This window comes from Salinicoccus sesuvii, from assembly GCF_042648145.1.
In the GTDB taxonomy this organism is placed as follows: Bacteria; Bacillota; Bacilli; order Staphylococcales; family Salinicoccaceae; genus Salinicoccus; species Salinicoccus sesuvii.
On the sequence record NZ_JBHRWV010000007.1, the window covers coordinates 45,317 to 69,960 of the forward strand.

Annotated in this window: 25 protein-coding genes; 6 read left to right on the forward strand and 19 right to left on the reverse strand. The window is 43.1% G+C overall.

Annotated features, from left to right (window positions below):
• Positions 1-92 precede the first annotated feature (92 nt).
• Positions 93-1,013, forward strand: a complete 921-nt coding sequence (locus ACFOJ8_RS05930; RefSeq protein WP_380653955.1) for an aldo/keto reductase — start codon at positions 93-95, stop codon at positions 1,011-1,013.
• Positions 1,013-1,933 carry an alpha/beta hydrolase gene (locus ACFOJ8_RS05935; RefSeq protein WP_380653957.1) on the forward strand — a complete coding sequence of 307 codons (921 nt, stop codon included), beginning with the start codon at positions 1,013-1,015 and terminating at the stop codon, positions 1,931-1,933. Before ACFOJ8_RS05930 ends, ACFOJ8_RS05935 begins: the two co-directional genes overlap by 1 nt.
• Here ACFOJ8_RS05935 and ACFOJ8_RS05940 read toward each other — a convergent pair.
• Complete coding sequence (locus ACFOJ8_RS05940) at positions 1,908-2,834, reverse strand: MBL fold metallo-hydrolase (protein ID WP_380653960.1); 927 nt, start codon at positions 2,832-2,834, stop codon at positions 1,908-1,910. The two genes, ACFOJ8_RS05935 and ACFOJ8_RS05940, sit on opposite strands and share 26 nt — an antisense overlap.
• Before the next feature lie 113 nt (positions 2,835-2,947).
• Here ACFOJ8_RS05940 and zwf point away from each other — a divergent pair, with 113 nt between their 5' ends.
• The gene (zwf, locus tag ACFOJ8_RS05945) at positions 2,948-4,432 is read left to right on the forward strand and encodes a glucose-6-phosphate dehydrogenase (protein ID WP_380653963.1); all 1,485 of its coding nucleotides are present in this window, start codon (positions 2,948-2,950) and stop codon (positions 4,430-4,432) included.
• 19 nt (positions 4,433-4,451) lie between these two features.
• Complete coding sequence (locus tag ACFOJ8_RS05950) at positions 4,452-5,303, forward strand: helix-turn-helix domain-containing protein (protein WP_380653966.1); 852 nt, start codon at positions 4,452-4,454, stop codon at positions 5,301-5,303.
• Positions 5,304-5,336: 33 nt separating this feature from the next.
• On the opposite strand, the gene gndA is transcribed toward ACFOJ8_RS05950, so the two are convergent.
• Both gndA and ACFOJ8_RS05960 read right to left on the reverse strand, forming a co-directional pair.
• Positions 5,337-6,740, reverse strand: coding sequence for an NADP-dependent phosphogluconate dehydrogenase (gene gndA / locus ACFOJ8_RS05955; RefSeq protein ID WP_380653969.1), 1,404 nt, complete (start codon positions 6,738-6,740; stop codon positions 5,337-5,339).
• Positions 6,737-7,864: a M20/M25/M40 family metallo-hydrolase gene (locus ACFOJ8_RS05960; protein WP_380653972.1), complete on the reverse strand. Its 1,128-nt coding sequence runs from the start codon at positions 7,862-7,864 to the stop codon at positions 6,737-6,739. Before ACFOJ8_RS05960 ends, gndA begins: the two co-directional genes overlap by 4 nt.
• A gap of 82 nt (positions 7,865-7,946) precedes the next feature.
• On the opposite strand from ACFOJ8_RS05960, the gene prli42 reads away from it, so the two are divergent.
• The gene (gene prli42 / locus ACFOJ8_RS05965) at positions 7,947-8,048 is read left to right on the forward strand and encodes a stressosome-associated protein Prli42 (RefSeq protein WP_380653974.1); all 102 of its coding nucleotides are present in this window, start codon (positions 7,947-7,949) and stop codon (positions 8,046-8,048) included.
• A gap of 38 nt (positions 8,049-8,086) precedes the next feature.
• Here the strand turns inward: prli42 and ACFOJ8_RS05970 are convergent, their stop codons facing one another.
• From ACFOJ8_RS05970 to ACFOJ8_RS06005, 8 genes are all read right to left on the reverse strand, one after another.
• Positions 8,087-8,524, reverse strand: a complete 438-nt coding sequence (locus tag ACFOJ8_RS05970) for a BrxA/BrxB family bacilliredoxin (protein WP_380653976.1) — start codon at positions 8,522-8,524, stop codon at positions 8,087-8,089.
• A 93-nt stretch (positions 8,525-8,617) separates the two neighbouring features.
• Positions 8,618-9,895, reverse strand: a complete 1,278-nt coding sequence (locus ACFOJ8_RS05975; protein WP_380653978.1) for a dihydrolipoamide acetyltransferase family protein — start codon at positions 9,893-9,895, stop codon at positions 8,618-8,620.
• Positions 9,896-9,909: 14 nt separating this feature from the next.
• Positions 9,910-10,893 (reverse strand): alpha-ketoacid dehydrogenase subunit beta, encoded by a 984-nt coding sequence (locus tag ACFOJ8_RS05980; RefSeq protein WP_380653981.1) that lies wholly within the window; start codon positions 10,891-10,893, stop codon positions 9,910-9,912.
• Positions 10,886-11,881, reverse strand: coding sequence for a thiamine pyrophosphate-dependent dehydrogenase E1 component subunit alpha (locus tag ACFOJ8_RS05985; protein ID WP_380653984.1), 996 nt, complete (start codon positions 11,879-11,881; stop codon positions 10,886-10,888). Before ACFOJ8_RS05985 ends, ACFOJ8_RS05980 begins: the two co-directional genes overlap by 8 nt.
• 13 nt (positions 11,882-11,894) lie before the next feature.
• Entirely contained in the window at positions 11,895-13,316 is a 1,422-nt protein-coding gene (gene lpdA, locus ACFOJ8_RS05990; protein WP_380657043.1) for a dihydrolipoyl dehydrogenase, read from the reverse strand.
• Between the two features lie 8 nt (positions 13,317-13,324).
• Complete coding sequence (gene buk / locus ACFOJ8_RS05995; RefSeq protein ID WP_380653987.1) at positions 13,325-14,389, reverse strand: butyrate kinase; 1,065 nt, start codon at positions 14,387-14,389, stop codon at positions 13,325-13,327.
• Positions 14,390-14,397: 8 nt separating this feature from the next.
• The gene (locus ACFOJ8_RS06000; protein ID WP_380653989.1) at positions 14,398-15,492 is read right to left on the reverse strand and encodes a Leu/Phe/Val dehydrogenase; all 1,095 of its coding nucleotides are present in this window, start codon (positions 15,490-15,492) and stop codon (positions 14,398-14,400) included.
• An 18-nt stretch (positions 15,493-15,510) separates the two neighbouring features.
• Positions 15,511-16,410: a phosphate acyltransferase gene (locus ACFOJ8_RS06005; protein ID WP_380653991.1), complete on the reverse strand. Its 900-nt coding sequence runs from the start codon at positions 16,408-16,410 to the stop codon at positions 15,511-15,513.
• Between the two features lie 160 nt (positions 16,411-16,570).
• On the opposite strand from ACFOJ8_RS06005, the gene ACFOJ8_RS06010 reads away from it, so the two are divergent.
• The gene (locus tag ACFOJ8_RS06010) at positions 16,571-16,837 is read left to right on the forward strand and encodes a DUF2627 domain-containing protein (RefSeq protein WP_380653994.1); all 267 of its coding nucleotides are present in this window, start codon (positions 16,571-16,573) and stop codon (positions 16,835-16,837) included.
• Between the two features lie 10 nt (positions 16,838-16,847).
• Here the strand turns inward: ACFOJ8_RS06010 and recN are convergent, their stop codons facing one another.
• From recN to nusB, 8 genes are all read right to left on the reverse strand, one after another.
• Positions 16,848-18,521, reverse strand: coding sequence for a DNA repair protein RecN (gene recN, locus ACFOJ8_RS06015; protein ID WP_380659897.1), 1,674 nt, complete (start codon positions 18,519-18,521; stop codon positions 16,848-16,850).
• 15 nt (positions 18,522-18,536) lie between these two features.
• Positions 18,537-18,989: a transcriptional regulator AhrC/ArgR gene (gene ahrC, locus ACFOJ8_RS06020; RefSeq protein WP_145286201.1), complete on the reverse strand. Its 453-nt coding sequence runs from the start codon at positions 18,987-18,989 to the stop codon at positions 18,537-18,539.
• 82 nt (positions 18,990-19,071) lie between these two features.
• On the reverse strand, positions 19,072-19,863 hold the full coding sequence (locus ACFOJ8_RS06025) for a TlyA family RNA methyltransferase (protein WP_380653999.1): 792 nt from the start codon (positions 19,861-19,863) through the stop codon (positions 19,072-19,074).
• Complete coding sequence (gene dxs, locus ACFOJ8_RS06030) at positions 19,841-21,733, reverse strand: 1-deoxy-D-xylulose-5-phosphate synthase (RefSeq protein ID WP_380654002.1); 1,893 nt, start codon at positions 21,731-21,733, stop codon at positions 19,841-19,843. The genes ACFOJ8_RS06025 and dxs overlap by 23 nt, the downstream gene beginning before the upstream one ends.
• A gap of 90 nt (positions 21,734-21,823) precedes the next feature.
• Entirely contained in the window at positions 21,824-22,690 is an 867-nt protein-coding gene (locus ACFOJ8_RS06035; RefSeq protein WP_380654004.1) for a polyprenyl synthetase family protein, read from the reverse strand.
• A gap of 4 nt (positions 22,691-22,694) precedes the next feature.
• On the reverse strand, positions 22,695-22,904 hold the full coding sequence (gene xseB / locus ACFOJ8_RS06040; protein ID WP_380654007.1) for an exodeoxyribonuclease VII small subunit: 210 nt from the start codon (positions 22,902-22,904) through the stop codon (positions 22,695-22,697).
• Positions 22,891-24,237, reverse strand: coding sequence for an exodeoxyribonuclease VII large subunit (gene xseA, locus ACFOJ8_RS06045; protein ID WP_380654010.1), 1,347 nt, complete (start codon positions 24,235-24,237; stop codon positions 22,891-22,893). Before xseA ends, xseB begins: the two co-directional genes overlap by 14 nt.
• On the reverse strand, positions 24,224-24,625 hold the full coding sequence (gene nusB / locus ACFOJ8_RS06050; protein WP_380654012.1) for a transcription antitermination factor NusB: 402 nt from the start codon (positions 24,623-24,625) through the stop codon (positions 24,224-24,226). Before nusB ends, xseA begins: the two co-directional genes overlap by 14 nt.
• Positions 24,626-24,644: the final 19 nt, after the last annotated feature.

Genomic DNA, 24,644 nt, shown 5'->3' on the forward strand with positions numbered 1-24,644 from the left:
TTTCATGTAGTGATTACACGGGAACTGAGACCCAAATTGATGCAAGACCCCCCAGCTGTTGGTATAATTCTATATGACTAATCAATGGAGGCATGACATTTATGAAAAATATTCAGTTAAAAGATGGTATCAATCTGTCCGAGTTTTCCCTCGGATGTATGAATCTGCCCCTTAGTGATAGCGCTGAAACGGAAAAGATTATAGGTAGAGCGCTAGAAGCAGGTGTCACGCATTTTGATACAGCAGATCTTTATCAGTTCGGCGAAAACGAGAGGGTCGTCGGCAACATTCTCAGAAAGTTCCAAGCCGACTATGACTTTACTATAGGAACAAAAGCAGGAAATGAATTTGATGCAGCCAAGCAGGAGAAAATCGGCTGGAATCCTTCGGCATCGCACTTGAAGGAAGCTATCAAGCAGTCGATTTCAAGGTTGGGTGTGGAAGTGATTGACCTCTATCAGCTACATGGGGGTACTATCGAAGACAACAAGGATGAAACGATCGGGGCTTTTGAAGATCTTAAGCAGGAAGGGCTTATAAGAAGCTATGGTATCTCTTCAATCCGTCCGAACGTTATCAACTACTACATGAAGCATAGTAGTATTTCTACGCTCATGATGCAATTTAATTTGATTGACAACAGACCCCTCGAGATTTTAGATGACATCAATAGTGATGTGACAGTGCTTGCAAGAGGACCTGTGATGAAGGGACTGCTCAGTAAAAATTCCAAAGAAATACTTAAGGATAAATTTGAGGATGGTGTAATGGATTATTCACAATCCGAGCTAAATCATACAATCGATGCATTGAGTGCGCTCAATCCAGATCTCACAGCCCTCTCTTACGGTTTCTTGCGCCATCATAATGCAGTTATCGTTAATGGCGTTAGTAGCATTGAGCAACTAGAGTCGAATATCGACAGTTATAACCAAATGCCAGAATTGTCCCAGGGCGATCTCGATCAAATTATGGCCGCGGTTAAAATGATGAAATATGAGGCGCACAGATAATGAAACCTTTTGCTGCATGGCTGATTGCACTGATCGGCTCCTTGGTTGTACTATTCGTCTCGCTCGGATACTATGCTTCGAGTCAGATACTTTTCTTCAAGTTGAGAGATGTGGAAGTGATAAAAAGGCGTGAGACTCGAGCTAAACGTCTCAACATGGAAGTTTTTCAAAGCTTACCTCAAGACGACATCCTTATTCCATCAAAGTTCGATTACAGCATCAATGCCATCTTTGTTTATCCAAATGAAACAAACAAATGGATGGTGCTGTGCCACGGGGTTACAGAGAATAAGATCAGCTCTATAAAATACCTGAACATGTTCACAGACATGGGATATAATTGCGTCATCTACGATGCAAGACGTCATGGCAATACCGGTGGTGCCCATTCCACGTATGGATTCTACGAGAAATATGACCTTGAAACCGTTGTTGACTATCTATTCGACCATTACGGGCCAGATGTCGAAGTTGGTATTCACGGGGAATCCATGGGTGCTGCGACAATGCTGCTATACGCCGGTGAGCTCTCCAACCGTGCGAAATTCTACATTTCGGATGCTTCGTTCTCCACTTTTGGAGATGAGTTGACGAATATATTCAGTCAGTACACAAAAATCGGTTCCCCGATTGTCCTGTTATTCGCAAATATATTCTTCCGCATCAGGAGTCGATTTTCACTGTTCAAAGTGTCACCAATTCGGGTAATAGATCAAATCAGGCAGCCGGTACTTTTCATTCACTCAAAGCCTGATAAATTTATCCCCTACACCCAAACTGAACAACTTTACAAGAAAAAAAAGCCGCCGAAGGCGGCATGGTACCCTGAACGTGGCGGTCATGTTGAAAGTTTTAACAGGAACCCCGAAAAGTACCGAAAGGTTGTTGCAAGCTTCATTGCGAATCACGTGGGATGGTAATTTCAATAAAGTCATGTGCGAGTTTGATACCGCTTGGAAGCTGTTCTTCGACCAGACGGACCATCTCTGCATCATAGCGGTTGCTAATATGACTGAACAATAGTTGACCATAAGATATTTGTGAAAGGTTAAAGAGCACATCATTTATTTCCGAATGGTAATAGAGGTGTGCTTTTTCCTGTTCACCATGAAGATAGGTGGCTTCGTGGACGATAAGATCCGAGCCTTCAAGCATATCAAGGTAATCTTTATGGCGGATTACCCTCGTGTCGCCGTGAACAGCGACCTTGCGACCGGCTGTCGGCGCACTCACATAGTCGCATGTATTGTAAATGATTCCTTCATGTTCAAACGTCTTTGAACTTTTAATCTGCTTATAGATAGGCCCCGGTTTAATGCCCATTTCACGCAGTTTGTCACTTTTCAATGCTCCAGGTTTGTCCGGTTCTTCGAATACATAGAGGAAACTGTCTATGGCGTGATCGAGTAATTGGACCGAAACTTTAAATCCTTCAATATCGAATACGTCACCATTACCAACTTCAACAAACTGAATTGCGTAGTTGAGATGCGTACCGCTAGTGCGGAATGTCGTCTCAATCCATTCTTCAAGTCCAGGTGGACCGTAGACAATGAGTGGTATACCTTCACCACCTTGATGTGAACGCGAAGAGAGAAATCCAGGGAGACCGAGTATATGATCACCGTGTAGGTGCGTTATGAACACATGTCTAATCTTAGAAGGTCGTATGGTCGTGTCGAGTATCCGATGCTGCAGTGCCTCTGAAGTATCAATCAGAAAGTATTGATTGATTTCTTCAACGACATCGAGTACAAAACTTTGGGTATTTCTTGTTCTGGAGGGTATACCTGCACCAGAACCCAGTACTTTAAATTTCATTGCATCACCTGTTTTTAAATGTTGATTCAGTATATCATATCAATGAGTTGTATTTTTAGGAATACAGTGGAATAATGATAAAAGAAAAATTTTGACTAAAGGACTTGTTGGCTATGACTACACAACCATTTAAAGTGTCTATCGCCCTATTCGGTGCGACTGGCGACTTATCGAGAAGAAAATTACTACCTTCCATCTTTCATCTTTTTCAGGAAGGTGCACTTAAAAAGGATTTTGCACTGATTGCTGTTGGTAGACGTGATATCTCCGATGGCGACTTTAGGGATATTGCCAGAAGCGCTATCAGCGAGAATGATAAGCTTGAAACACTAGAGGGGCTAGAGACGTTCCTCACACACGTTCACTACGTCAAGTTGGCAATTGATGAAAGTGACACTTACTCGTCTTTGAAAGATAAATTTGAGGAGATAGAAGGCACACTTGATACAGATGGCAATAGACTTTTCTATCTCGCTATGCCCCCGCAGTATTTCACGGATATTACTAATAACCTGAGGGATTCGGGAATTACCGATACAAAAGGATCCAAAAAGCTGATTATAGAGAAACCATTCGGTAAAGATTACGATAGCGCATATAAACTCAATGAAGAAATCTCTCTATCATTCGCAGAACATGAGATCTACAGGATTGACCATTATCTCGGCAAGGAGATGGTTCAGAATATAGAAGTGATTCGTTTCAGCAACAGCTTATTTGAGCCGCTTTGGAATAATCACTATATATCCAATGTGCAGATTACTTCATCGGAATCACTTGGCGTGCTAGATAGAGCGGAATACTACGAAAAAAGTGGTGCTGTACGGGATATGTTCCAAAACCACATGCTTCAGATCGTTTCTCTTCTTGGTATGGAACCACCGGTCAGTCTGAATAGCAATGATATTCGTGAAGAGAAAATTAAGGTATTGAAGAGCTTGAGAAAAGTAGAATACCAAGATATCAAAAAATATTTTGTACGCGGACAATACGATGAGGGTATAGCTGAGGGCGACCATGTTAAAAGCTACAGAGAAGAAGAGAATGTCAGTAGTAACTCAAACACGCCAACTTTTATCGCGGCTAGACTGTTTATCGATAATTTTAGGTGGGCGGGCGTCCCTTTTTATGTTCGCACCGGCAAGCGGATGAAAAATAAAGAGACGAAAATTGTTGTCGAATTTAAGGAAGTACCTAAAAATCTCTATTATCAGGATGATTCCAACGACCTCCTTGCGAAAAATCTACTTGTCATACGTATTCAGCCGAACGAAAGCATTACGCTTCACTTAAATGTCAAAGACTATGCCGGCGAACAGGATACAAAAGAAATCAAGATGTCTTATTCAGTAGATCCGTCAGACCTTTCACGAACTGTGGATGCTTATGAGAACTTGATATTTGATTGTCTAAATGGTGATGCTACCAACTTTACGCATTACGAGGAGCTGATGAATGCATGGTCGTTCGTCGATCCTGTAAATAAAGCGTGGGAAAACGAAGCGGCATCATTCCCGAACTACAAATCTGGCTCCAATGGACCAGTTAAAAGCAATTTACTACTGTCCAAGGACGATTTCAAGTGGTGGGACGTATGATCAGAGAAGTGGACGTTTTATGGAAACAATAAATTTTATCGAAAAGTTCATTATCTATATTGAAGATCATATTCGCGAAAATATAGATTACGATAAAGTACTACGTAACATGGGTGTTGAGCCAAAGTCCTTTATTACGATATTCACTTCCCTTACAGGAATGACACCTTACGAATATCAAGCAAAGCGCAGAATGACTGAAATCGCTTATGATTTGAAGGCTGGACATCGAAGGTTGATTGATATCGCGAAGTACTATGGTTATTATGATGTGGATACTTTCAAAACGGCATATCAGAAATCATTTGGCATTTCACCTTACGAGACTGAGCGGCATCTGGATAAGTTGGATTTAACTGAACGATTATCATTCGAAATAGTACCAGTGGACCGTCCGAAGTATTCTTCAAAGTATACTCACAGTGAAAGTTTTAGGATGGTCGGTGCTGTTCAAACGTTTTCGCTTCAGAACTATAACAGCCGTATGAAGTATGATTTTCTTGCATATCTTGATGACAATAACATTTTAGATGAGTTGTTAAGATACAATAATGGAAGCATAAAGGGCATCATCATGTATGAACGTTACATCGATGGCGAGATGGAACTGATCATTGGAGTCTCCTCTTCATTGGAAAGTCCTTTCGAAGAAACATATACTGAAACAAGTGAGTTCGTTGTTTTTGAAACGCAAGGCATACCGTCCTTGGCAGCCCAGGATATATATCAATATATATTCCGCAGATGGCATCTCAAAGAGCCAAGGGATTTGAACTGTAATTTTTCTATGGAAGTTCTGAAAAGCCAGAGAGAATTTACTTCGGATTATACTAGAGTCCAGGTATGGCAAGCGCTTTATGACGAAATTTAAAAAGCTGCTCATCAGAATTGATGAGCAGCTTTTTTATTGCCAGTCAGTATGGAAAACACCAGGCTGATCTATGCGTTCATAGGTGTGTGCACCAAAATAGTCCCTCTGTGCCTGAATCATATTACTAGATACACGCTCCTGTTTCATGCTGTCGAAATAGGATAGCGCACTTAGGAATGCAGGCATCGGTATTTCATTTTCAATTGCAAGAATTCCAATCTTTCTTAAGCTTGGGTGACTGTTCTTCACTACATTTCTGAAGTAATCGTCAAGTAGCAGATTACTAAGATCTGGTGTATTTTCATATGCTCTGTTGATTTCTTCTAGGAACTGAGCTCTGATTATGCAACCTTTTCTCCAAATCATAGAGATTTCACCAAGTTTAAGATTCCAATCGTAGATACTACCTGCTTCCCTAAGCAACCTGAAACCTTGTGAATAGCTCATCAATTTGCTGATGTAAAGCGCATTTTTTAAGTCTTCGAGTATAGACGCCTTATCACCTGATGATATTGTTTTAATTTGACTGTCATAAGCTTCGCTGACAAGTTTCCGCTCTTCTACTAGACTTGAGAGGCATCTCACAAATACACTATCTGTGACTAAGGAAAGTGGTATACCGAGCTTAAGGCCCTCTATACCGGTCCATTTACCTGTGCCTTTTTGTCCTGCCTTATCAAGTATCAGATCAAGAACATAGTTACCTTCTTCATCCTTGAATTCAAGAATGCGAGCAGTAATCTCTATTAGATAGCTGTTCAGATCCCCCTTATTCCATTCATCGAAAACAGCACTCATTTCTTTATTAGACATACCAAGGCCGTGCTTCATAAAGTAATAGGTTTCTGCAATCAGTTCCATATCCGCATATTCGATACCATTATGGATCATCTTGACGTAATGACCGCTGCCATCACTGCCAATATACGTGACACAAGGCTTCCCATCATCAGCTTTTGCAGCAATTTTCTCAAGAATATCACTGACGTTATCGTATGCTTCACGCTGTCCTCCTGGCATAAGCGAAGGGCCGTTCAATGCGCCTTCTTCCCCACCGCTGACACCCATACCAATAAAATTGATACCTTTTTCAGTCAATGCAAGATTACGACGTCTTGTATTTTCATATTGTTCATTGCCACCATCGATCAATGTATCTCCTTCAACGAGGTGGGGGACAATCTGCTCGATGGTCATATCAGTCACTTCTCCCGCCTTAACGAGAAGAAGAATATTCCGGGGCTTTTTGAGACTGTCAATGAAAGTTTCCATTGAAGAAGCAACATCGACATTTTCAGCCTTAAGTTCAGCTGTTCGGTTTTCTCTGACGTCATCATAGAAATCAAATGTGACGACTTTGAAACCGTTGCGAGACATATTTTTAGCAATATTCGTTCCCATTACGCCAAGACCGACGACTCCTATATCGTATATCATGCGCCACCCTCCTTGTCATTTTGTACTCTGATGATTTCAACTACCAGTTCTGTGATTTTAACGAGCTCTTCAATCGGCATTTTCTCCTCTGTGGTATGAATGTTCTCATAACCGAGTCCAAGGATTGCCGTATCAATGCCTGCTCCTGCAAAGACATTACCATCACTTCCGCCGCCGAGACTGATGAGATCAGGCGTACGACCAATGTTCTCTATCGCTTCGACAGCGGTACGAACAACTTCGGAATCATCAGCAGCATTAAGAGCAGCATACATGACTTCAATACTGACATCTGCACTTCCACCCATCTCTCTGGCAACATTTTCAAATGTTTCTTTCATATGATTTGATTGGGCTTCCATCTTATTGGCAGTGAGACTTCTGGCCTCAGCAAGCAAATGAACATGATCTGTTACAACATTGGTTGCAGTCCCACCTTCGAAACGTCCTATATTAGCTGTGGTCTCCGAATCGATACGTCCGAGCTTCATTTGACTTATGGCCCGCGCAGCAATATTGATAGCGCTGATGCCTGTTTCAGGTGCCACACCTGCGTGTGCCTTTTTACCATGAATATCCACTTCAATTCGACTTTGAGTCGGTGCTGTAGTTACAACTGTTCCGACTTTCCCAGTAGAATCGATCGCGTAGCCGAATCTGCTTTTCAGCTGATTTGTATCAAATGCCTTAGCCCCGACAAGTCCAGATTCTTCCCCTACAGTGATGACTATCTCCACATCACCGTGTGCTGTGTTTGATTCTTTAAGCGTATGAATGGCCTCAATCAACGCCGCAATTCCCGCCTTGTCATCGGCGCCAAGAATAGTACTTCCATCACTGATAATATAATCATTTTGAATGGAAGGTTTGACATTTTTTCCGGGTGCAACTGTATCCATGTGTACAGTGAAATAGACAGGTGTCTTATCAGCATCGCCTTTCAAACGTACAAATATGTTCCCTGCTCCATAACCGGTTTCTTCTTTAGTATCGTCTTCTGTTGCTTCGATATTCATGTTTTTAAATGTCTCAAGGAGGTAATCAGCCATCTCTCTTTCGTGGCCAGTTTCTGAATCAATCTGAACCATATCCATAAATTGATTGACAAGTCTATCCTTATTCATCGGGCATTTCCTCCAGTTGTAGTGTTGATTGTCACTTTGACGTATATTATAATGTAAAGAGTAAAAATTTAAGGATGATTTCATGAGAAACAGGAAATTTCAAAAAGCAGTGATCTGGTTTATGATAGTTCTCATTGTAATTTCGGGAGTATTATTCGGAGTCAGTATGCTGACAACACTGTAATCAAATTAAAGAGGTCCCTCGGGACCTCTTTTTCTTTTCTAAATTTCCTTGCCGTGCTTCTCAAACCAAGCTTGCAGGTTGGTGATAACACTCATCGTTTCGTGCCCTTCAATTTCGTGTCTTTCGATCATATCAACGATCTTGCCGTCCTTGAAGAGAGCAAATGATGGCGATGACGGCAGGAACTCAGTTGCTTTCTCTCGTACGTGTTCAGTCGCTTCCTTATCTTGACCCGCAAAGACGGTAAGGAGCTGATCCGGCAACTTATCATAGTTCAGGGCATGCTTTGCGGCAGGACGTGCAATTCCGCCTGCACATCCACAGACCGAATTAATCATAACAAGAGCGGTGCCCTTTTTATTCAGATGTTCATCCACAACTTCAGGTGTTGTCAGCTCAGTATAGCCGGCTTCTCTGATTTCACTCCGCGCCTGACTGACTATATCATTCATATACATATTAAAATCCATATTCATGGCAAAAACTCCTTCTTGGGCAACAATCAATCCACAGATTGTCACTTGCGATTAGTACCTTAAGTTTATAGTGGATAAAGATTTTTGTAAAGTCTAATAGATTGAAGTATGTTCCAATGAATAAGCTTCAATTCTCTCTTTAACAGCTTTTAAGAACTGTCCTGCAATTAGGCCGTCAAGTATACGATGATCTATAGAGAGACAGAGATTGACCATATGCCTGACCGCAATCATATCATCCACAATAACTGGCTTTTTAACAATGGATTCTACCTGCAGTATAGCAGCTTGAGGCTGATTGATGATACCCATGGACTGGACAGAGCCGAAAGCACCTGTATTATTAACTGTGAACGTTCCACCTGCCATATGAGCACCGCTCAACTTATGTGTACGACCGAGTTCGGCGAGCTCACTAACCTGTCTTGCTATCCCCTTGATTGACAATTCGTCCGCATTGCGGATCACCGGCACATATAGTTTATCGTCGCCAGCGACTGCGATGGAAACGTTGATTTCTTTGTTAACAACAATCTTGTCTCCATGCCATGAACTGTTCAACATCGGGTATTCTTTCAGTGTTTCAGCTACTGCTTTGACAAAAAAGCTGAAGAAGGTAAGATTATATCCTTCCTGTTTCTTGAAATCTGACTTATGGCTGTTTCTGACATTGACAAGGTTTGTCGCATCAACTTCCATCATCAACCATGCATGAGGAATCTCTTGACTTGATTGCACCATACGGTTGGCAATTGCTTTTCTGACCCCATTGACAGGAAGTGCCTCTCCTGCCAACGCAGTATCCGTTTCAGCTTCTACCGGTGCCTGTACGAAACGCTCAGTTTTCGATTGCTCCTCTTCTACTTTCTCCTGCTGTGGTTGTGAACTTTGCTCAGATGGACCTTCTTCGACTATCCGCTGGATGTCTTTCTTAGTAATTCTGCCTTCGAAACCAGACCCAGAGACAGTCGACAAATCGATACCATTTTCCTCGGCCAGACGCATGACTACCGGGGAGATACGACCGGTGGCTCTACCATTGTTAGGTTGGGGAGTCGATTTTTGCGCTTCTTCCGGTTTCGTTTCCTGTTCCCCCTCGTTCTCTTCCACAGCTTCTGTTGCCTCTGCACTAGAATCCTCTGTTTCCATTACGCATATTGGTGTGCCGACCTCAACTGTTTCGCCTTCTTCGACGAGCAGCTCCTTCAGGACACCATTGTAAACTGAAGGGACTTCAGCCGTCACCTTATCAGTGATGACTTCACATATGGGATCATATTCTTCTACAGTATCCCCAGGCTGTACCAGCCATCTTTCAATGGTCCCTTCCGTAACACTCTCGCCAAGTTTCGGCATCAGCACTTTTTCCATAACTCTTGTCCTCCTTAATGTTCAGCGAGCTCTTTCATTTTAGCTTCAATCTTATCTGGATTGACCATAAAGAAATCTTCCATTGGTGGTGCATATGGCATGGATGGTACATCAGGCCCGGCAAGTCTCATGATTGGTGCATCCAAATCGTAAAGACAATTTTCACCGATAATTGCCGATACTTCACTTATGACACTGCCTTCTAAGTTATCTTCTGTTACAAGTAACACTTTACCTGTCTTAGCAGCTGCTTTAATGATGCTGTCCTTGTCGAGAGGATAGATAGTCCTAAGGTCGAGCACTTCCGCTTCGTAACCATCCTTCGCCAGACGCTCGGCAGCTTGGAGGGCATAGTTGACACACAAGCCATAGGTAATAACCGTAATGTCATCGCCTTCACGTTTAGTATCGGCCTGGCCAATCGGAACTGTATATTCGCCCTCTGGCACCTCTTCCTTCAGCAGACGGTAAGCTTTCTTATGTTCAAAGAACAAAACAGGATCATTATCGCGTATCGCAGAGATAAGCAGTCCTTTGGCATCCGCTGGTGTAGAAGGAACGACCACCTTGAGACCAGGTGTTGACGTAAATATGGTTTCAACCGACTGTGAATGGTAAAGTGCACCATGTATACCGCCACCAAATGGGGCCCGGATGACAATCGGGCAATTCCAATCATTATTAGAACGATATCTGATCTTTGCTGCTTCACTCAGTATCTGATTCGTTGCGGGCAAAATATAATCAGCAAATTGGATTTCAGCCACTGGCCTTTTGCCCATCATGGCAGCACCAATACTGGTACCGACAATATTCGATTCCGCAAGTGGCGTGTCGAGACAGCGCATCTCTCCGTATTTCTCTTGGAGTCCGGCGGTCACTTTGAAAACACCGCCTTTTTTTCCTACGTCCTCTCCAAGGACGAACACACTGTCATCCTGTCCCATTTCATAGTCGAGTGCTTGATGTATTGCTTGTAAATAGGAAATTTTAGCCATGCTGAACCTCCTCGTAAACGTGGGTCAATGCTTCTCTAGCATCCGGATAAGGTGCTTTTTCGGCTGCCTTCGTCGCATCTGTAACGATTGTTTTGATTTCTTTTTCTAACTCTTCAAACCACGATTCATCTGCGACACCATTATCTAGAATGTAAGTTCTGAAGTTCAGTAGGCAATCCGAATCTTTCATGGTTTCCCGTTCTTCCTTCTCACGATAACTGTCATCGTCATCTGAAGAATGAGCAGTTAGTCTTGTGGACATCGCTTCTATTAGCGTACCGCCTCCCCCATTGATTGCACGTTCTCGAGCATCTTTGACGGCTTTGTAGACAGCAATTGGATCATTACCATCTATATGCTCACCATGCATACCATATCCAAGTGCGCGGTCAGAAAGTTTATCCGCTCCATATTGGAGTTCACGCGGTACACTTATCGCATACTTATTGTTCTCGATGATGCAAATGAAAGGTAAATCATGGACACCAACGAAGTTCAGGCCTTCGTGAAAATCGCCTTGGTTTGAGGAACCTTCCCCGAGCGTTGTCAGCGCAACGCGTTTCTCGTTATCCATTTTAAATTTGAAGCTTGCTCCGACAGCGTGAAGTAGCTGTGTAGTAACGCTGGAGCCTTGGGTCATGATATTGCAGGATTTTTTACTGAAGTGGGAAGGCATCTGCTTTCCTCCACTTGAAATGTCCCCTTTCTTGGCAAAAGCCGACAACATCGTTTCTTCTGCTGTCATACCAAAATGAGTAACGAGTGCGAGATCTCTATAGTAAGGGCTGATGATGTCGATTTCCGTGTCGAGCGCATATCCAGCACCCACCTGTGTCGCCTCTTGACCTTGACAGGAAATTACAAACGGCAGTTTACCTGCACGGTTCAAAAGCCACATTCTTTCATCAAGCTTTCTTGCAAGATGCATCGTACGGTACATGTTCTTCAGGTCATCAGGCTCGAGGCCTACTTCTTTATAATCCAACAATGTCGTATCCTCCTTATACATGAATCCCTTTATCTTCTGCGTCAAGGCCGAGCTCCATCAGTACTTCTCCGATTGAAGGATGTGCATGTATGGCGCTGCCAAGTTCCAATGCTGAAGCATCTAGAAATTTGGCAAGAGCAGCCTCGTTGATCAGTTCAGTGGCGCCAGGGCCGATTAGGGAAAGTCCCAGAATATCTTTTGTTTCCGGGTCTACAAGTATTTTACCAAACCCTTTGTCTCCGTGGGAAATTACTGCTTTTCCAACGGCTGCGAACGGTACCTTATGCGCCGAATAATCAATACTCTGCTGTTTTAGTACTGCTTCGGTCATGCCGATGGCAGCGACCTCTGGATAAGTATAGATACATCTTGGCACGCTGTTATAGTCGATTGGGTAGGGGTTTTCGTCGGCCATATGTTCAACTGCTGCAATTGCTTCTTTCGTGGCGACATGGGCGAGTTGAAGATTTCCGATAACATCACCGACGGCATATATATGTGCATCATCGGTCTGATAGTTCGAATTGGTTTCGATGTAGCCTTTATTGAGCTTAATTTTTGTGTTTGTAAGTCCGAGATCATCAGTGTTAGGCCCCCGTCCGATGGCAACAAGTACCTTATCCACGGATAACTCCCCGTCATCCAGTGAAAGTGCAATGGACTCCTCTTGCTTGTCGATACTAGATTCATCTAGGGCGTTGCCGATTTTGAAGGTGACGCCTCTAGATTCCAGGGATTTTCTCAGCTGGTTAGTAATATCCTTATCTTCGTGCGGAACAAGATGGTCACCGGCTTCGATGACAGTGACTTCAGACCCAAGATCAGTCAACATGCTGGCAAACTCCAGTCCAATGACTCCTCCTCCGATAATGGCCATACGCGAAGGAATATGATCAAGCCCCATCATATCATCACTTGAAAGTATAAGCTTATGGTCGAATGGTAAGAAAGGTAGGGCGCGCGGGTGTGAACCTGTGGAAATCAGCACGTTCTGATTGATTAAGATTTCGCTTTCCGCCTCTTCATCTTCAGGATGTTCCACTGCCACTGTTCCGGCCATCGGTGAAAAGATTGAAGGACCGAGTATACGACCATGTCCACTGAAGATATCAACCTTATGCTTTTTCATGAGGTGCTTAACTCCTCCATGCATACGGTCTACCACTTCCTGCTTACGACCTTGTATTTTTGACATATCGATTTCAGGTGTGACTGAACTGATGCCATAAAGATCTGCATTCCGCATCGAATGAGCGATTTCTGCCGATTTAAGCATACTTTTAGTCGGGATACAGCCCTTGTGCAGACAAGTACCGCCTAGGTTCTCTTTTTCAACAATCGCAGTTTTAAGGCCGAGCTGACTTGCCTTGATGGCTGCTACATAGCCGGCAGTACCTCCACCGAGAATGACTAGGTCATATTCATATGCCATTATATCCACTCCTACACATAAGTTTTCATTTCTTCTTTTCCACTCAGTACACGATAAGCTCCTTCTGCAAGTGCCTGCATCTCTTCTTCACCTGGATATATGGTAATTGGTGCAATGAACGAGATGTAAGGCGTGACAAAGTCCAAGAGGTATTTGCTATAGGCAAGACCGCCTGTGAAGATGATCTGATCCACTTTGCCCTCAAGTATTGCAGCGCGAGAGCCGATTTCTTTGGCGATTTGTGCTGCAAGTGCCTTGTAGATGGCTTCCGTGACTTCATCTCCTGCAAGTGCTCTCTTCTCAAGCTCAAGTGCATCTTGGGTACCGGCGAGTGAAATGAAGCCGCCCTCTTTTGTGAGTACATTATAGATACTATCATAGTCCAGATCGTTTTCAATAATGTACTTGGCAAGCCGATCGTTTGGAAGGGAACCTGTCCGGGTCGGACTCATCGGCCCTTCTCCGGATAAGCCGTCGTTGACGTCGATGACCTTGCCTTTCCTGTGTGCTCCCACGGTGATGCCACCACCCATATGACAAACGATGACGTTAATCTCATCGTAATTTGTGCCAGTGGACTCCGCATATTTCCGTGCGACTGCCTTCTGGTTGAGTGCATGGAAGACAGAGCGTCTTTCTACTCCTCTCAATCCTGTAGGCCGTACTTCGGCAATCATTTCATCCACAACGACCGGGTCTGTTATTACCGCCCGGGCGCCATAGAGATCCCGGAACCGATCGGCGATTACGCCGCTCATGTTAGAGGCGTGCTCACCGTATCTGCTTTCCTTGAGATCATCCACCATTTCCTTACTAATATTATAAGTGCCCCCCTGGATCGGACGTAGCACGCCTCCGCGTGCACTGACGATGTCAATTTCTGTTGCATTTACACCAAGTTTGTCGAGAAATTTCAGAATCGAACTGAATCTGAATTCAATCTGCTCATGAAATGGTTGCATGATAATTTCGGTCGGATGCCTTAACGTTTCGACCGCGATACTTTTATCGTTTTCGTAAAGTGCCACCTTGGTGGAAGTCCCACCTAGATTGACAACCAGAATAGTATGTTTCATAGGGTCGTCTACCTCCTGCTGAGTGTCGTGATTTCGTTCTGTGAGAAAGTACTTCTCACACGCATCATGCTATCGATTCTTTCCTCAGCCAGTCTATCAGCGGCAACAGCAGGTGTGACATTGTCGCGTTTAGCAATTGAAAAGATTTTATCCATTTGCTTGTAGATTTCCTCTACTTTACCTTTTGCACGGTCTGCATCATATCCCTGTAGTTCATCTGCAACATTGATAACACCACCACAGTTGACGACATAATCCGGTGCATACACGATACCTCTTGATTCGAGCATTTTGCCGTGCTTATCACTATCGAGCAATTGGTTGTTAGCACTTCCGCAGACGGCTTTTACCTTCAAGGTTGGAATTGTTTCGTCATTCAATACACCACCAAGTGCGCAAGGTGCGAAAATATCTGCATCGACTGAATAGATCTCTTCAATGCCGACTGCTTCAGCACCAAAATCATTTACTGCACGGTCTACAGATGCCTGGTTGATGTCTGTTACAATCAGTTTTGCACCTTCTTCATGAAGGTGCCTACACAAGCTATATGATACGTTGCCGACACCTTGAACTGCAATCGTCTTTCCTTCTAGTGAATCGTCCCCGAATGCTTCTTTGGCCGTCCTCTTCATCGCTACGTAGACGCCATAAGCCGTCATAGGGCTCGGATTTCCGCCTGAACCATAAGATTCACTGATCCCGCATACATAAGGTGTTTCCTGATAGATGTAGTCCATGTCTTCAACTGTCGTTCCTACATCCTCAGCTGTTATGTACCTGCCGCCAAGACTATGTACATATCTGCCAAGTGCTCTAAAAAATGCCTCAGACTTATCTTTTGAAGCATCGCCAATGATTACAGTCTTACCCCCACCGAGATTAAGTCCCGCTGCAGCATTCTTGTAGGTCATTCCTTTAGCGAGGCGGAGTACATCTTCTATAGCTTCTTCTTCTGTGTCGTACTGCCACATTCTACTTCCACCGAGTGCTGGACCTAGTGTTGTATCGTGGATGCAGATGATTGCTTTCAATCCACTTGTTTTATCCTGACAGAATATTAGTTGCTCGTAATCGTATTTCTCCATTTTTTCAAATATCATTTTCATCACTCCATCTAATTATTTGGAAACTTTCATTGCTAAATTTATAGAGTTATATCTATCTTCTGCGCTGTCTGCTCTTGAAGTCAATACTATTGGTACAGTTGCCCCCATTATGATTGAGGCTACACTTGCACCCGCGGAGTAGACCAGTGATTTATAAAGTATATTTCCTGCTTCGATTGCTGGCGCGATGATGATATCTACATCGCCCGCCACATCCGACTGGATTCCTTTGTGGTCGGCTGCGGCTTTTGAGATGGCAAGGTCGTACTGTAGCGGACCTTCTACTATGCAGTCATGCTTGAAGCTTTTAGGATCCATCCGAGCCAACACATCTGCATCAGCTGTGGCAGACATCTTATCAGATACCTTTTCCACTGCCGCGAGTAGTCCGACTTTGGGACGACGTGCAGAAAGATGAATGGCACATTCAAGTGTATTGTCTATTATTTTCTTTTTGTCTTCAACCGAAGGCGCGATGTTCATACCGGCATCACTAAGCAAGATAGCTTTGTGATAGTTCGGTATATTAAACAGTGCAACATGACTGAGCAGATTGTCATTTATCATTCCATGCTGCTTGTTTAGAACTTCCTTCAACAGAATGGCTGTTGAAATTAGACCCTTCATGAGCACATTCGCCTGGGATGTACTAATGAGCGTCAAAGCTGTCGTTGCAGCAGCGCGATCATCCTCCGCATGATGGATTACGATTTGATTATCTATAAGATGATCCGCCTCGTATGAAACCAGCATGGCTTCCAGTTTCTCCTTGTCATCTACAAGATGACATCTTACGCCTTTTTCCTTGATAATGCGAAGAATCGGTTCAAGCACTTCAGGATCTGCCGCACGGCAAACTGAAAGCGCTATCATTTTATTTTTGTCCCCTTCGAAAATTTCATCAAACTCCATGTCTATACCTCCCCTATGCTTTTTATTATACATATTCGCAATTTAAATTACATGATTTTACATAAACTTGGAAAATTCAGAAGGTTTCCAAAAGACATATATTTTATTCCATTTCTGACTTAGGTTATAATGTACATATCTATATACTCAGGGTGATACTATGAAAAAAATTATTGCGCTTGCCATATTGGTCATTCCAGTATTTCTGGCAGGGCTTGGTATAAAATATATGAGGGACAGTGTCTTCGGCATCGTTAATGACCCCTTCACCCTCACTGTTGTACAGTTCATCATTGGTCTTCTGTTAACCGTTGCAGGCGTCTGGTTTATCGGGGGTTATATATTGCACCGCGAACAGCGCCAGAAAAAAATGCAAGAAGAGCTCATGACACAATCGAAGAAGGCAGAAGAAGATAAAGAAAAATAGAGAGCCGAACTTAGTTCGGCTCTCTATTTTTGGCTTGAATCAATGTTTTTGCATTTTCTAGTGCTGCTTCTGTAATATCGGAACCACTGAGCATCCTTGCAATTTCATATACGTGATCTTCTGCGTTCAGATATGCTGCAGCAGATGAAGTCCGTTGAGCTGACGTTTTCTTCGATACATAGAGATGGTGATCTGCAAGAGCTGCAGCTTGCGGCAAATGCGAAATTGAGATGACTTGTCTTGATTTAGACAACAATTGCATTTTTTCAGCCATACGTGTAGCAACAAGACCACTGACACCTGTGTCGATTTCGTCGAGAATAAGTAGACTCTGCGCATCTGATTCGGTGAAGATTGTTCGCAGAGCAAGCATAACACGTGCAATTTCTCCCCCTGAGGCAATGCGGTTCATCGATTTGAGCGGTTCCCCTGCATTCGTAGAAATGAGAAATTCGACATCGGAATATCCATATGAGTCGAACGCTCCTTCTCGTACACTAATTTCAAAATCTGCACCTGGCATATCGAGGTCGTTCAGTTCCTTCTTGATTCTATTTTCAAGAAAATGTTTCTGTTCGAGCCTAAAGGTGTGTAGATCTTTAGCATAATTTTCCATACGTTTTTGCGCCTGCGAACGTCTATTCTGTAGTGCTTCGAAAGATTGAGATATATTACCGAGTTGCTCAATATCCTCTGCAAGAGTTGTCCTATATTCTATCAGTTCATCAAGGGTCTTATTGTATTTTCTTTTCAGAGAATTGATGTCTGACAATCGTAACTGCTTTGCGTTCAGGCTTTGTTCATCATAATCGAGTGTAGAAAGGTCGCTTCCCACCCTACTGCTCAGTTCATCCAGTGTATGATAGGCTTCTAGTATTATATCTCCATACTCTTTATAATTTTCATCAAAATTGGAGAGTGTTTCAATATGACTGTGAATGTCATAAAGTACATTTTGTGGTGCATATTCCGAACTGAGTTGCGATTGGATTGAAGATAATGTGTTACTGATTTTTTCAAAGTTGTCGAGATAGCTAATTTCTTCTTCGAGTTTTTCCTCTTCATCATGTACGAGGTCCATGTTTTCAAGCTCTTCGTACTGATGCTGGAACATTTGGAGCTGCTGAACACGGTTTTTATCTTTGTACTCAAGCTCTTTAATTCTTGTCTCGAGTGCTTTAAATTCCTCAAAACTCTCCTGATATTTTCCATACGATGACTTATCCGGTATATCAATGTAACGGTCTAGATATAGAATATGCTTGCTGTGCTCCAGAGCCTCCGACTGTGAGGACTGAGAGTGGATACTCACGACCTCATCCATAATGTCTTTAAGCGCCCCGAGAGTAATCATGCGCGAATTGATTTTAATGATGCTCTTGCGATTTTGCATGACTTCCCTTTTTACTATATAAAGCTCGTCTTCTTCGATATCGTTTTGTGCGAGTAGTGCTCGGATTGTCTCCGATTCTGGAAAGTCGAACACACCTTCAATAAGTGCACCTTCAGTTTCATATCTGATATCCTCAATTGAAGCTCGTTTCCCGTAGAGGTATCTTATGGCTTCGATGATCATAGATTTACCGGCACCTGACTCTCCGGAAATGACGGTCAGTCCACTATCGAAATCGAGTTCTATATCTTTTAGTACAGCTAGATTCTTGATTTTCAGACGTATCAGCAAATTAAACACTCCAATTTAGATCAGATTAAATATCCGGTCCCTAATCTCATTTTGTGCATCCTCACTGCGACATATCATGAGACACGTATCGTCGCCGCATATCGTGCCGACAACCTCTTCCCATTCTAATTGGTCTATAATTGCACCAATGGACTGCGCATTCCCAGGCAGTGTCTTCAGTACTAAAAGGTTATCTGTATAATCTAGTTTAACAAAACTGTCCATCAGATACCTTCCAAGCTTCTCGAGCGGATGAAATTTGCGATCTTTCGGCATACTATAAACATATGAACCGCTCGGTGTTGGGACCTTGATAAGTTGCAGTTCTTTGATATCACGGGAGACTGTAGCCTGAGTCACATTGAAGTTGTATTCATTCAGCCTTTCGACCAAGTCTTCTTGTGTTTCAACCTTGCTATTTGTGATGATTTCTCTGATTTTGATCTGTCGAATTGATTTATTTGACATGATGCTCCTCCTCTTGTACCCCTTTTGTATATTTATACATATGATATCATAAAATGAAAGACTGCAACATAAAAAAAGGACATCAGCCATAGATGAGCTGCTGAATGTCCTTTTCTTCTATCGTGGATTCTGAAATAGCGCAAGATTTTAGATGAAGCAGATACTCCACATTTCCTTTAGTTCCTGTGATCGGCGATCTATCAAGTCCTGTGCAGCTAAGTCCGATATCAGTACATGCTTCAAGCACACGGTGTATTACATTCTCATGTGTCGATTTTGAAGTTATGATGCCGCTCTCCTCACGTTCTTCCAAATAAGATTCAAACTGGGGTTTAATTAAGGCGACAATTTCATAACAATGTTCAAACAGTTCCGTGATATGCCTCAATATTGGGACGATAGATGTAAAGGATACATCGATTGTGAGAATATCAGGCACTCGGGCGAAGTCGGAGGGTGCAGTATTTTTGAAATTAGTCTGCTCCATGACTGTCACCCTTGAATCCGTACGCAATCTGTAGTCAAGCTGGTTGGTCCCTACATCCACTGCATAAACATGTATCGCTCCCTTCTGTAGAGAGCAGTCGGTAAACCCTCCCGTCGAACTTCCGATATCGGTGACGATACTGCCATCGAGTTCGATGCCGAACGCTTTTACAGCATAATCGAGTTTGACGCCACCTCTCGAGACATACGGTTTGATGTTTTTAAAGCGTATGTCCGTCTTAGAGATATCTATCGTTTCGGACGGTTTATAAACCGGTTGGTTGTTGTTCAGTACTTTGCCGGCCATAATTATACGTCTGATGTCCTCTAACGTTCCGAGATTGTAATGATCATGAAGATATATATCAATTCTTGATTTCTTTTTCATGATTCTGCTCCAGTAATATTCTGGCTTGCAGAATAATGTTCTCAGTAGTAATACCAATATCTTCAAGCAGTCTGTTAACGTCACCGTGTTCTACATACTCGTCCCCAATGCCAATTCTTCTAATAGGAACCGCGAAGTCGTGGTCCGCCATAAAACTTGCAATCATACTACCAAGTCCGCCTGTCAGCATGGACTCTTCAACCGTAAGAATAGGACTTCCTTTAATTCCTAGAGATTGAAGCATATTTTGATCCATTGGTTTGATGAATCGTGCATTGATAACTCTGGCACTGATTCCATTCTCTTTAAGTGCAATGGCTGCATCTATGGCAAGGTCAAGCGTCGGGCCAAATGAAATGATCGTCATGTCATCGCCTTCGATAAGCTCCTCCCACTGACCGTACTTAAGCTGTTTTTCTTTTGTACTCTCTTCTACACCTTTTATATTACCGCGCGGATATCTCAAAGCCACTGGACCTTCGTGACTGAATGCCAAATCAATCATTTGCTCTGCTTCAAGCTCATCTTTTGGCATCATCAATGTCATGTTAGGTAATGGAGAAATGAAACTGATGTCAAAAACCCCTTGGTGTGTTTCTCCATCTGCTCCAACAAGCCCACTCCTATCGATGCCTATGAAGACATTCAAGTTTTGGCGATCGACATCATGAAGCAATTGGTCATATCCCCTTTGTAGAAAAGTCGAATAAATTGCAAGATATGGTCTCATACCGCTCGCAGCAAGCCCACCAGACATGGTGACCGCATGTTGTTCAGCGATTCCGACATCAAAAAACCTTTCTGGTAATGTGTTCTGGAATTTTGTCAACTTGCTGCCGACTGGCATGGCTGGTGTCAGAGCAACGATACGCTCGTCTTTTTCAGCACGCGCAAGCACGCTGTTCGACATAAATTCACTCCACGAGGGATTTGATTTGCTCCCTAGAACTTCTCCGGTATCTATTTTGTATGGCCCGAGACCATGCCATTTCCCAAGCTTGTCGTCCTCTGCCGGATGATAACCTTTACCTTTTTTAGTGATGACATGGATGACCACAGGTCCTTTATGACTTTTCGAGATTTGTATTGCGTTGGAGAGCGCAGAAAAATCATGCCCGTCGACTGGACCGATATACTTAATACCAAGCTCTTCGAAAAAGACGCCATCAACTACGAGATATTTCATGCTGTCCTTTATCCTGTCTGCCATATCCCTCAACTTCGATCCTACTTGAGGCAGACGATTAAGGAAATCTTCTATATCGTGTTTAACGCGATTATACTGTGTATTTGTTCGCATGCGGCCGAGCATATTATGCATTGCGCCAACATTCGGTGCAATACTCATTTCATTATCGTTCAGAATAATAGTCATGTCGGTTCCATCCGATCCGATATGATTTAGTGCTTCAAGAGCCATACCACCTGTGAGTGCCCCATCACCAATAATCGGAATAACATGATGGTTTTCCCCTTTAATATCGCGTGCCTTGGCGATGCCCATGGCCGCTGAAAGACTAGTAGATGAATGGCCTGCTTCCCAAACATCGTGCTCAGATTCGCGCATTTTTGGAAATCCACATAAACCTTTGTACTGTCTGAGTGTTTCAAACTCACTTATGCGCCCGGTGAGAATTTTATGAATATATGCCTGATGTCCAACGTCGAACAAAAGTCGGTCTTGCGGTGAATCAAAATGCTTGTGCAGGGCAATCGTTAATTCCACTACGCCGAGATTGGCACCAATATGACCACCTGTAATCGAGCATGAATGAATCAAAAACTCCCTTACATCTTGTGCCAGTTCCTTTAGTTCCTCATCATCTTTCTGCTTCAAAAATGACGGGTCTTCTATACTATATAGATTCATATAGCACCCACCTTTAAATTTTCTAATGCTAATTATACCACTTTTATCATTTAGGCAAAAATAAAAATGATAACTCACGACCATGAATTATCATTGATTTCTTACTGCAAACCTCTGCAGCACACTATGCAATTCTTTAGTTTCAATTTCTTCGGCAAGACCATTAAGTATAAATTCAGCGTTTTCAACAAGTTTTTCCAATTGTTCATGTGCACCTTTGAGTCCATAAGTACTGACGTAAGTCGTCTTATTATTCTTTTCATCACTTCCCGCTGATTTGCCGGTAATCGCGATATCACCTTCTACATCAAGAATATCGTCTCTAATCTGAAAAAGAATACCAAGTTTTTCAGCAAAGTTGACTAGTTGTCTTGTTACATCACCAGAGACATCTGCGATTATACAGGCACACTGCACAGGGAGAACAATTAACTTTCCAGTTTTATACTGATGGATATTCTCAAGCTCTGAAAGACTGATCTCTTGGCCTTCTGCTTCTATATCCAGCATCTGTCCCCCGATCATTCCGTTAAACCCAGACTTCGAGGCAATTTGACTGACTAGTGCGATACGCTTTTCAGCAGGCAGCGACACATCAGCAGCCACGATACTGAAACTTTCTGTTAAAAGAGTGTCTCCTGCAAGAATGGCCGCGGCTTCACCATATACTTTGTGATTGGTCAGTCTACCACGACGGTAGTCGTCATCATCCATTGCAGGCAGGTCATCGTGGATTAATGAGTAGGTATGAATCATTTCGATTGCTGCTGCTGTTTGTACACCTTTTAATGGATCGTGCCCAAGAGCACTTAGCGTCGAAAATAGGAGATAAGGGCGGAACCGCTTTCCACCTGCTTCAATTGAATAGCTACTCGATTTAAGAATAGTGTCTGAAACATGATTCTGTTCAAGGTGTCGAAGTATGCAAGATTCGGTCTTTTCAAGATAATTTTGCATATTATTATTCATCCTCTGCTCCCTTACGGTTTAATGTTTCAACTTTCAGTTCTGCATTTTTTAGTATTTTTTCGCATTCTGCAGTTAACTCGACACCTTTTTGGTAAAGCTCGAGTGATGATTCGAGAGAGACTTCGTCTTCGTCGAGCTGCTTGACAATTAGCTCTAGCTGTTTCATTTTCTCTTCAAATGTTTGATTTTCAGTTTCTGCCATCATGATTCACCTCTGTCACTTTTGATACGATGTTGCCTTCGGCAAACGTCGAATGAACTTCATCTCCTACTTCGAGCTGGCGCGAATCCTTGACGAGTTTGCCGTTGTGCGTAGTGAACGAATAGCCACGCAAAAGTACGTTGGTCGGGCTCAGCGTATTGAGACTTTCAATCATTCGAGTAAGCATCTTCTTTGCATCAATGGTTTTTATTCGCATCGCACGGTCCAGGCCGTTTCTGCGATCCATAAGCATCTCTGTTGATCTTCTTATTTCAGGAGCTGGAGTGTTGTACTTTATGCTCTCTTTCATAGACGAGAGCCGATAACTGCTGTCTTTGATGACATCATAAATCCCATCGTCCAGTGAATCCTTCAGGTTGACAAGCTTTTCTACTTGTTGGTCGTAGAGAAGTTCCGGATTCTTAAGCTTATAATAGGTACCTAGTGTGTCTAGTCGATTTCTGGCCACATCGAGCTTCTGAAAGATCCTGCGGGAAACAAGATTTTCAGATTGTCGCAACCTTTCAAGTATATCCTGCTGGTCCGGCACTGCCATTTCTGCAGCAGCTGTCGGTGTCGCTGCACGAACGTCTGCAATGAAATCTACCAAGGTCGTGTCGGTCTCGTGACCAATGCCAGTGATAACCGGCGTCGACATATCGAATATTTTAAGAGCTACATTCTTTTCGTTGAAGGTCCAAAGATCCTCTATCGATCCCCCGCCGCGCGCAAGAATAATAATATCGTTCTGCTGCTGATCTGCATAACTCAGATTGTCTATAACCGCTTGCTGACTTTTTGGTCCCTGCATTAGTGTATTGATGACTGTCACAGAGACAAGAGGATAGCGCCTCTCGAGTGTCGTAATCATATCTCTTACTGCAGCTCCGGTTTCGGAGCTGATGATTGTGATGGTCCTTGGGTAACGTGGCAACGCTTTTTTATGACGTACATCAAAGTAGCCTTTCTCAGCGAGTTGTCTTTTGTCTTGCGCGAGCTTTTCAAAGAGGAGGCCGATGCCATCCATCTCCATCTTCTCCACGTAGATCTGATACTGGCCACTCGACTCGAAAACGCTGACGCGTCCTTCAATCAGCACGCTCTGGCCTTCTTCCGGTTTAAAGTTTAAACTACCTGTATTCCTCGAAAACATGATTGCCCGCACAACGGATTGCTCATCCTTGATAGCAAAAAATATATGTCCACTAGTGTGACGTTTTACGTTGGAGAGCTCGCCTTTTAGAAAGACCCGTGTCAAATACGGGTCTTGGTCAAATTTATATTTAAGGTATTTAGTCAGTGCACCGACAGAGAGGTATTTATTGTTCTCCATCTAAAGGCTCACTCGTTTCAGTGATGAAGTTTTTGAGGACACCATTAACAAAACGGAAGCTGTCCTTCTCACCATAGAGCTTGGCAAGCAGGATCGCTTCATTAATGACGACCCGCTGGGGGGAATCACCATGAAGCAGTTCTGAAATCGCTGTTCTTAGGATATTACGCTCCACCTTAGGGATTCTTTCGAGCGTGTAGTTAGTAAGGTGGTTTCTGATGTCTTCATCCACTGATTCACTATTGTCAGCGTAGTAGTCAACAATCCGGCTGATATATTCATTATCCCTGTATATTTCATAAAACGCAGTCTCTTCCAATGTAACCAGATCATGATCCTGTTGGAAGATGATTTGGAATATTTTTTTTCGTTGCTCGTGTCTGTTCATTAATTAACACCCATCTACT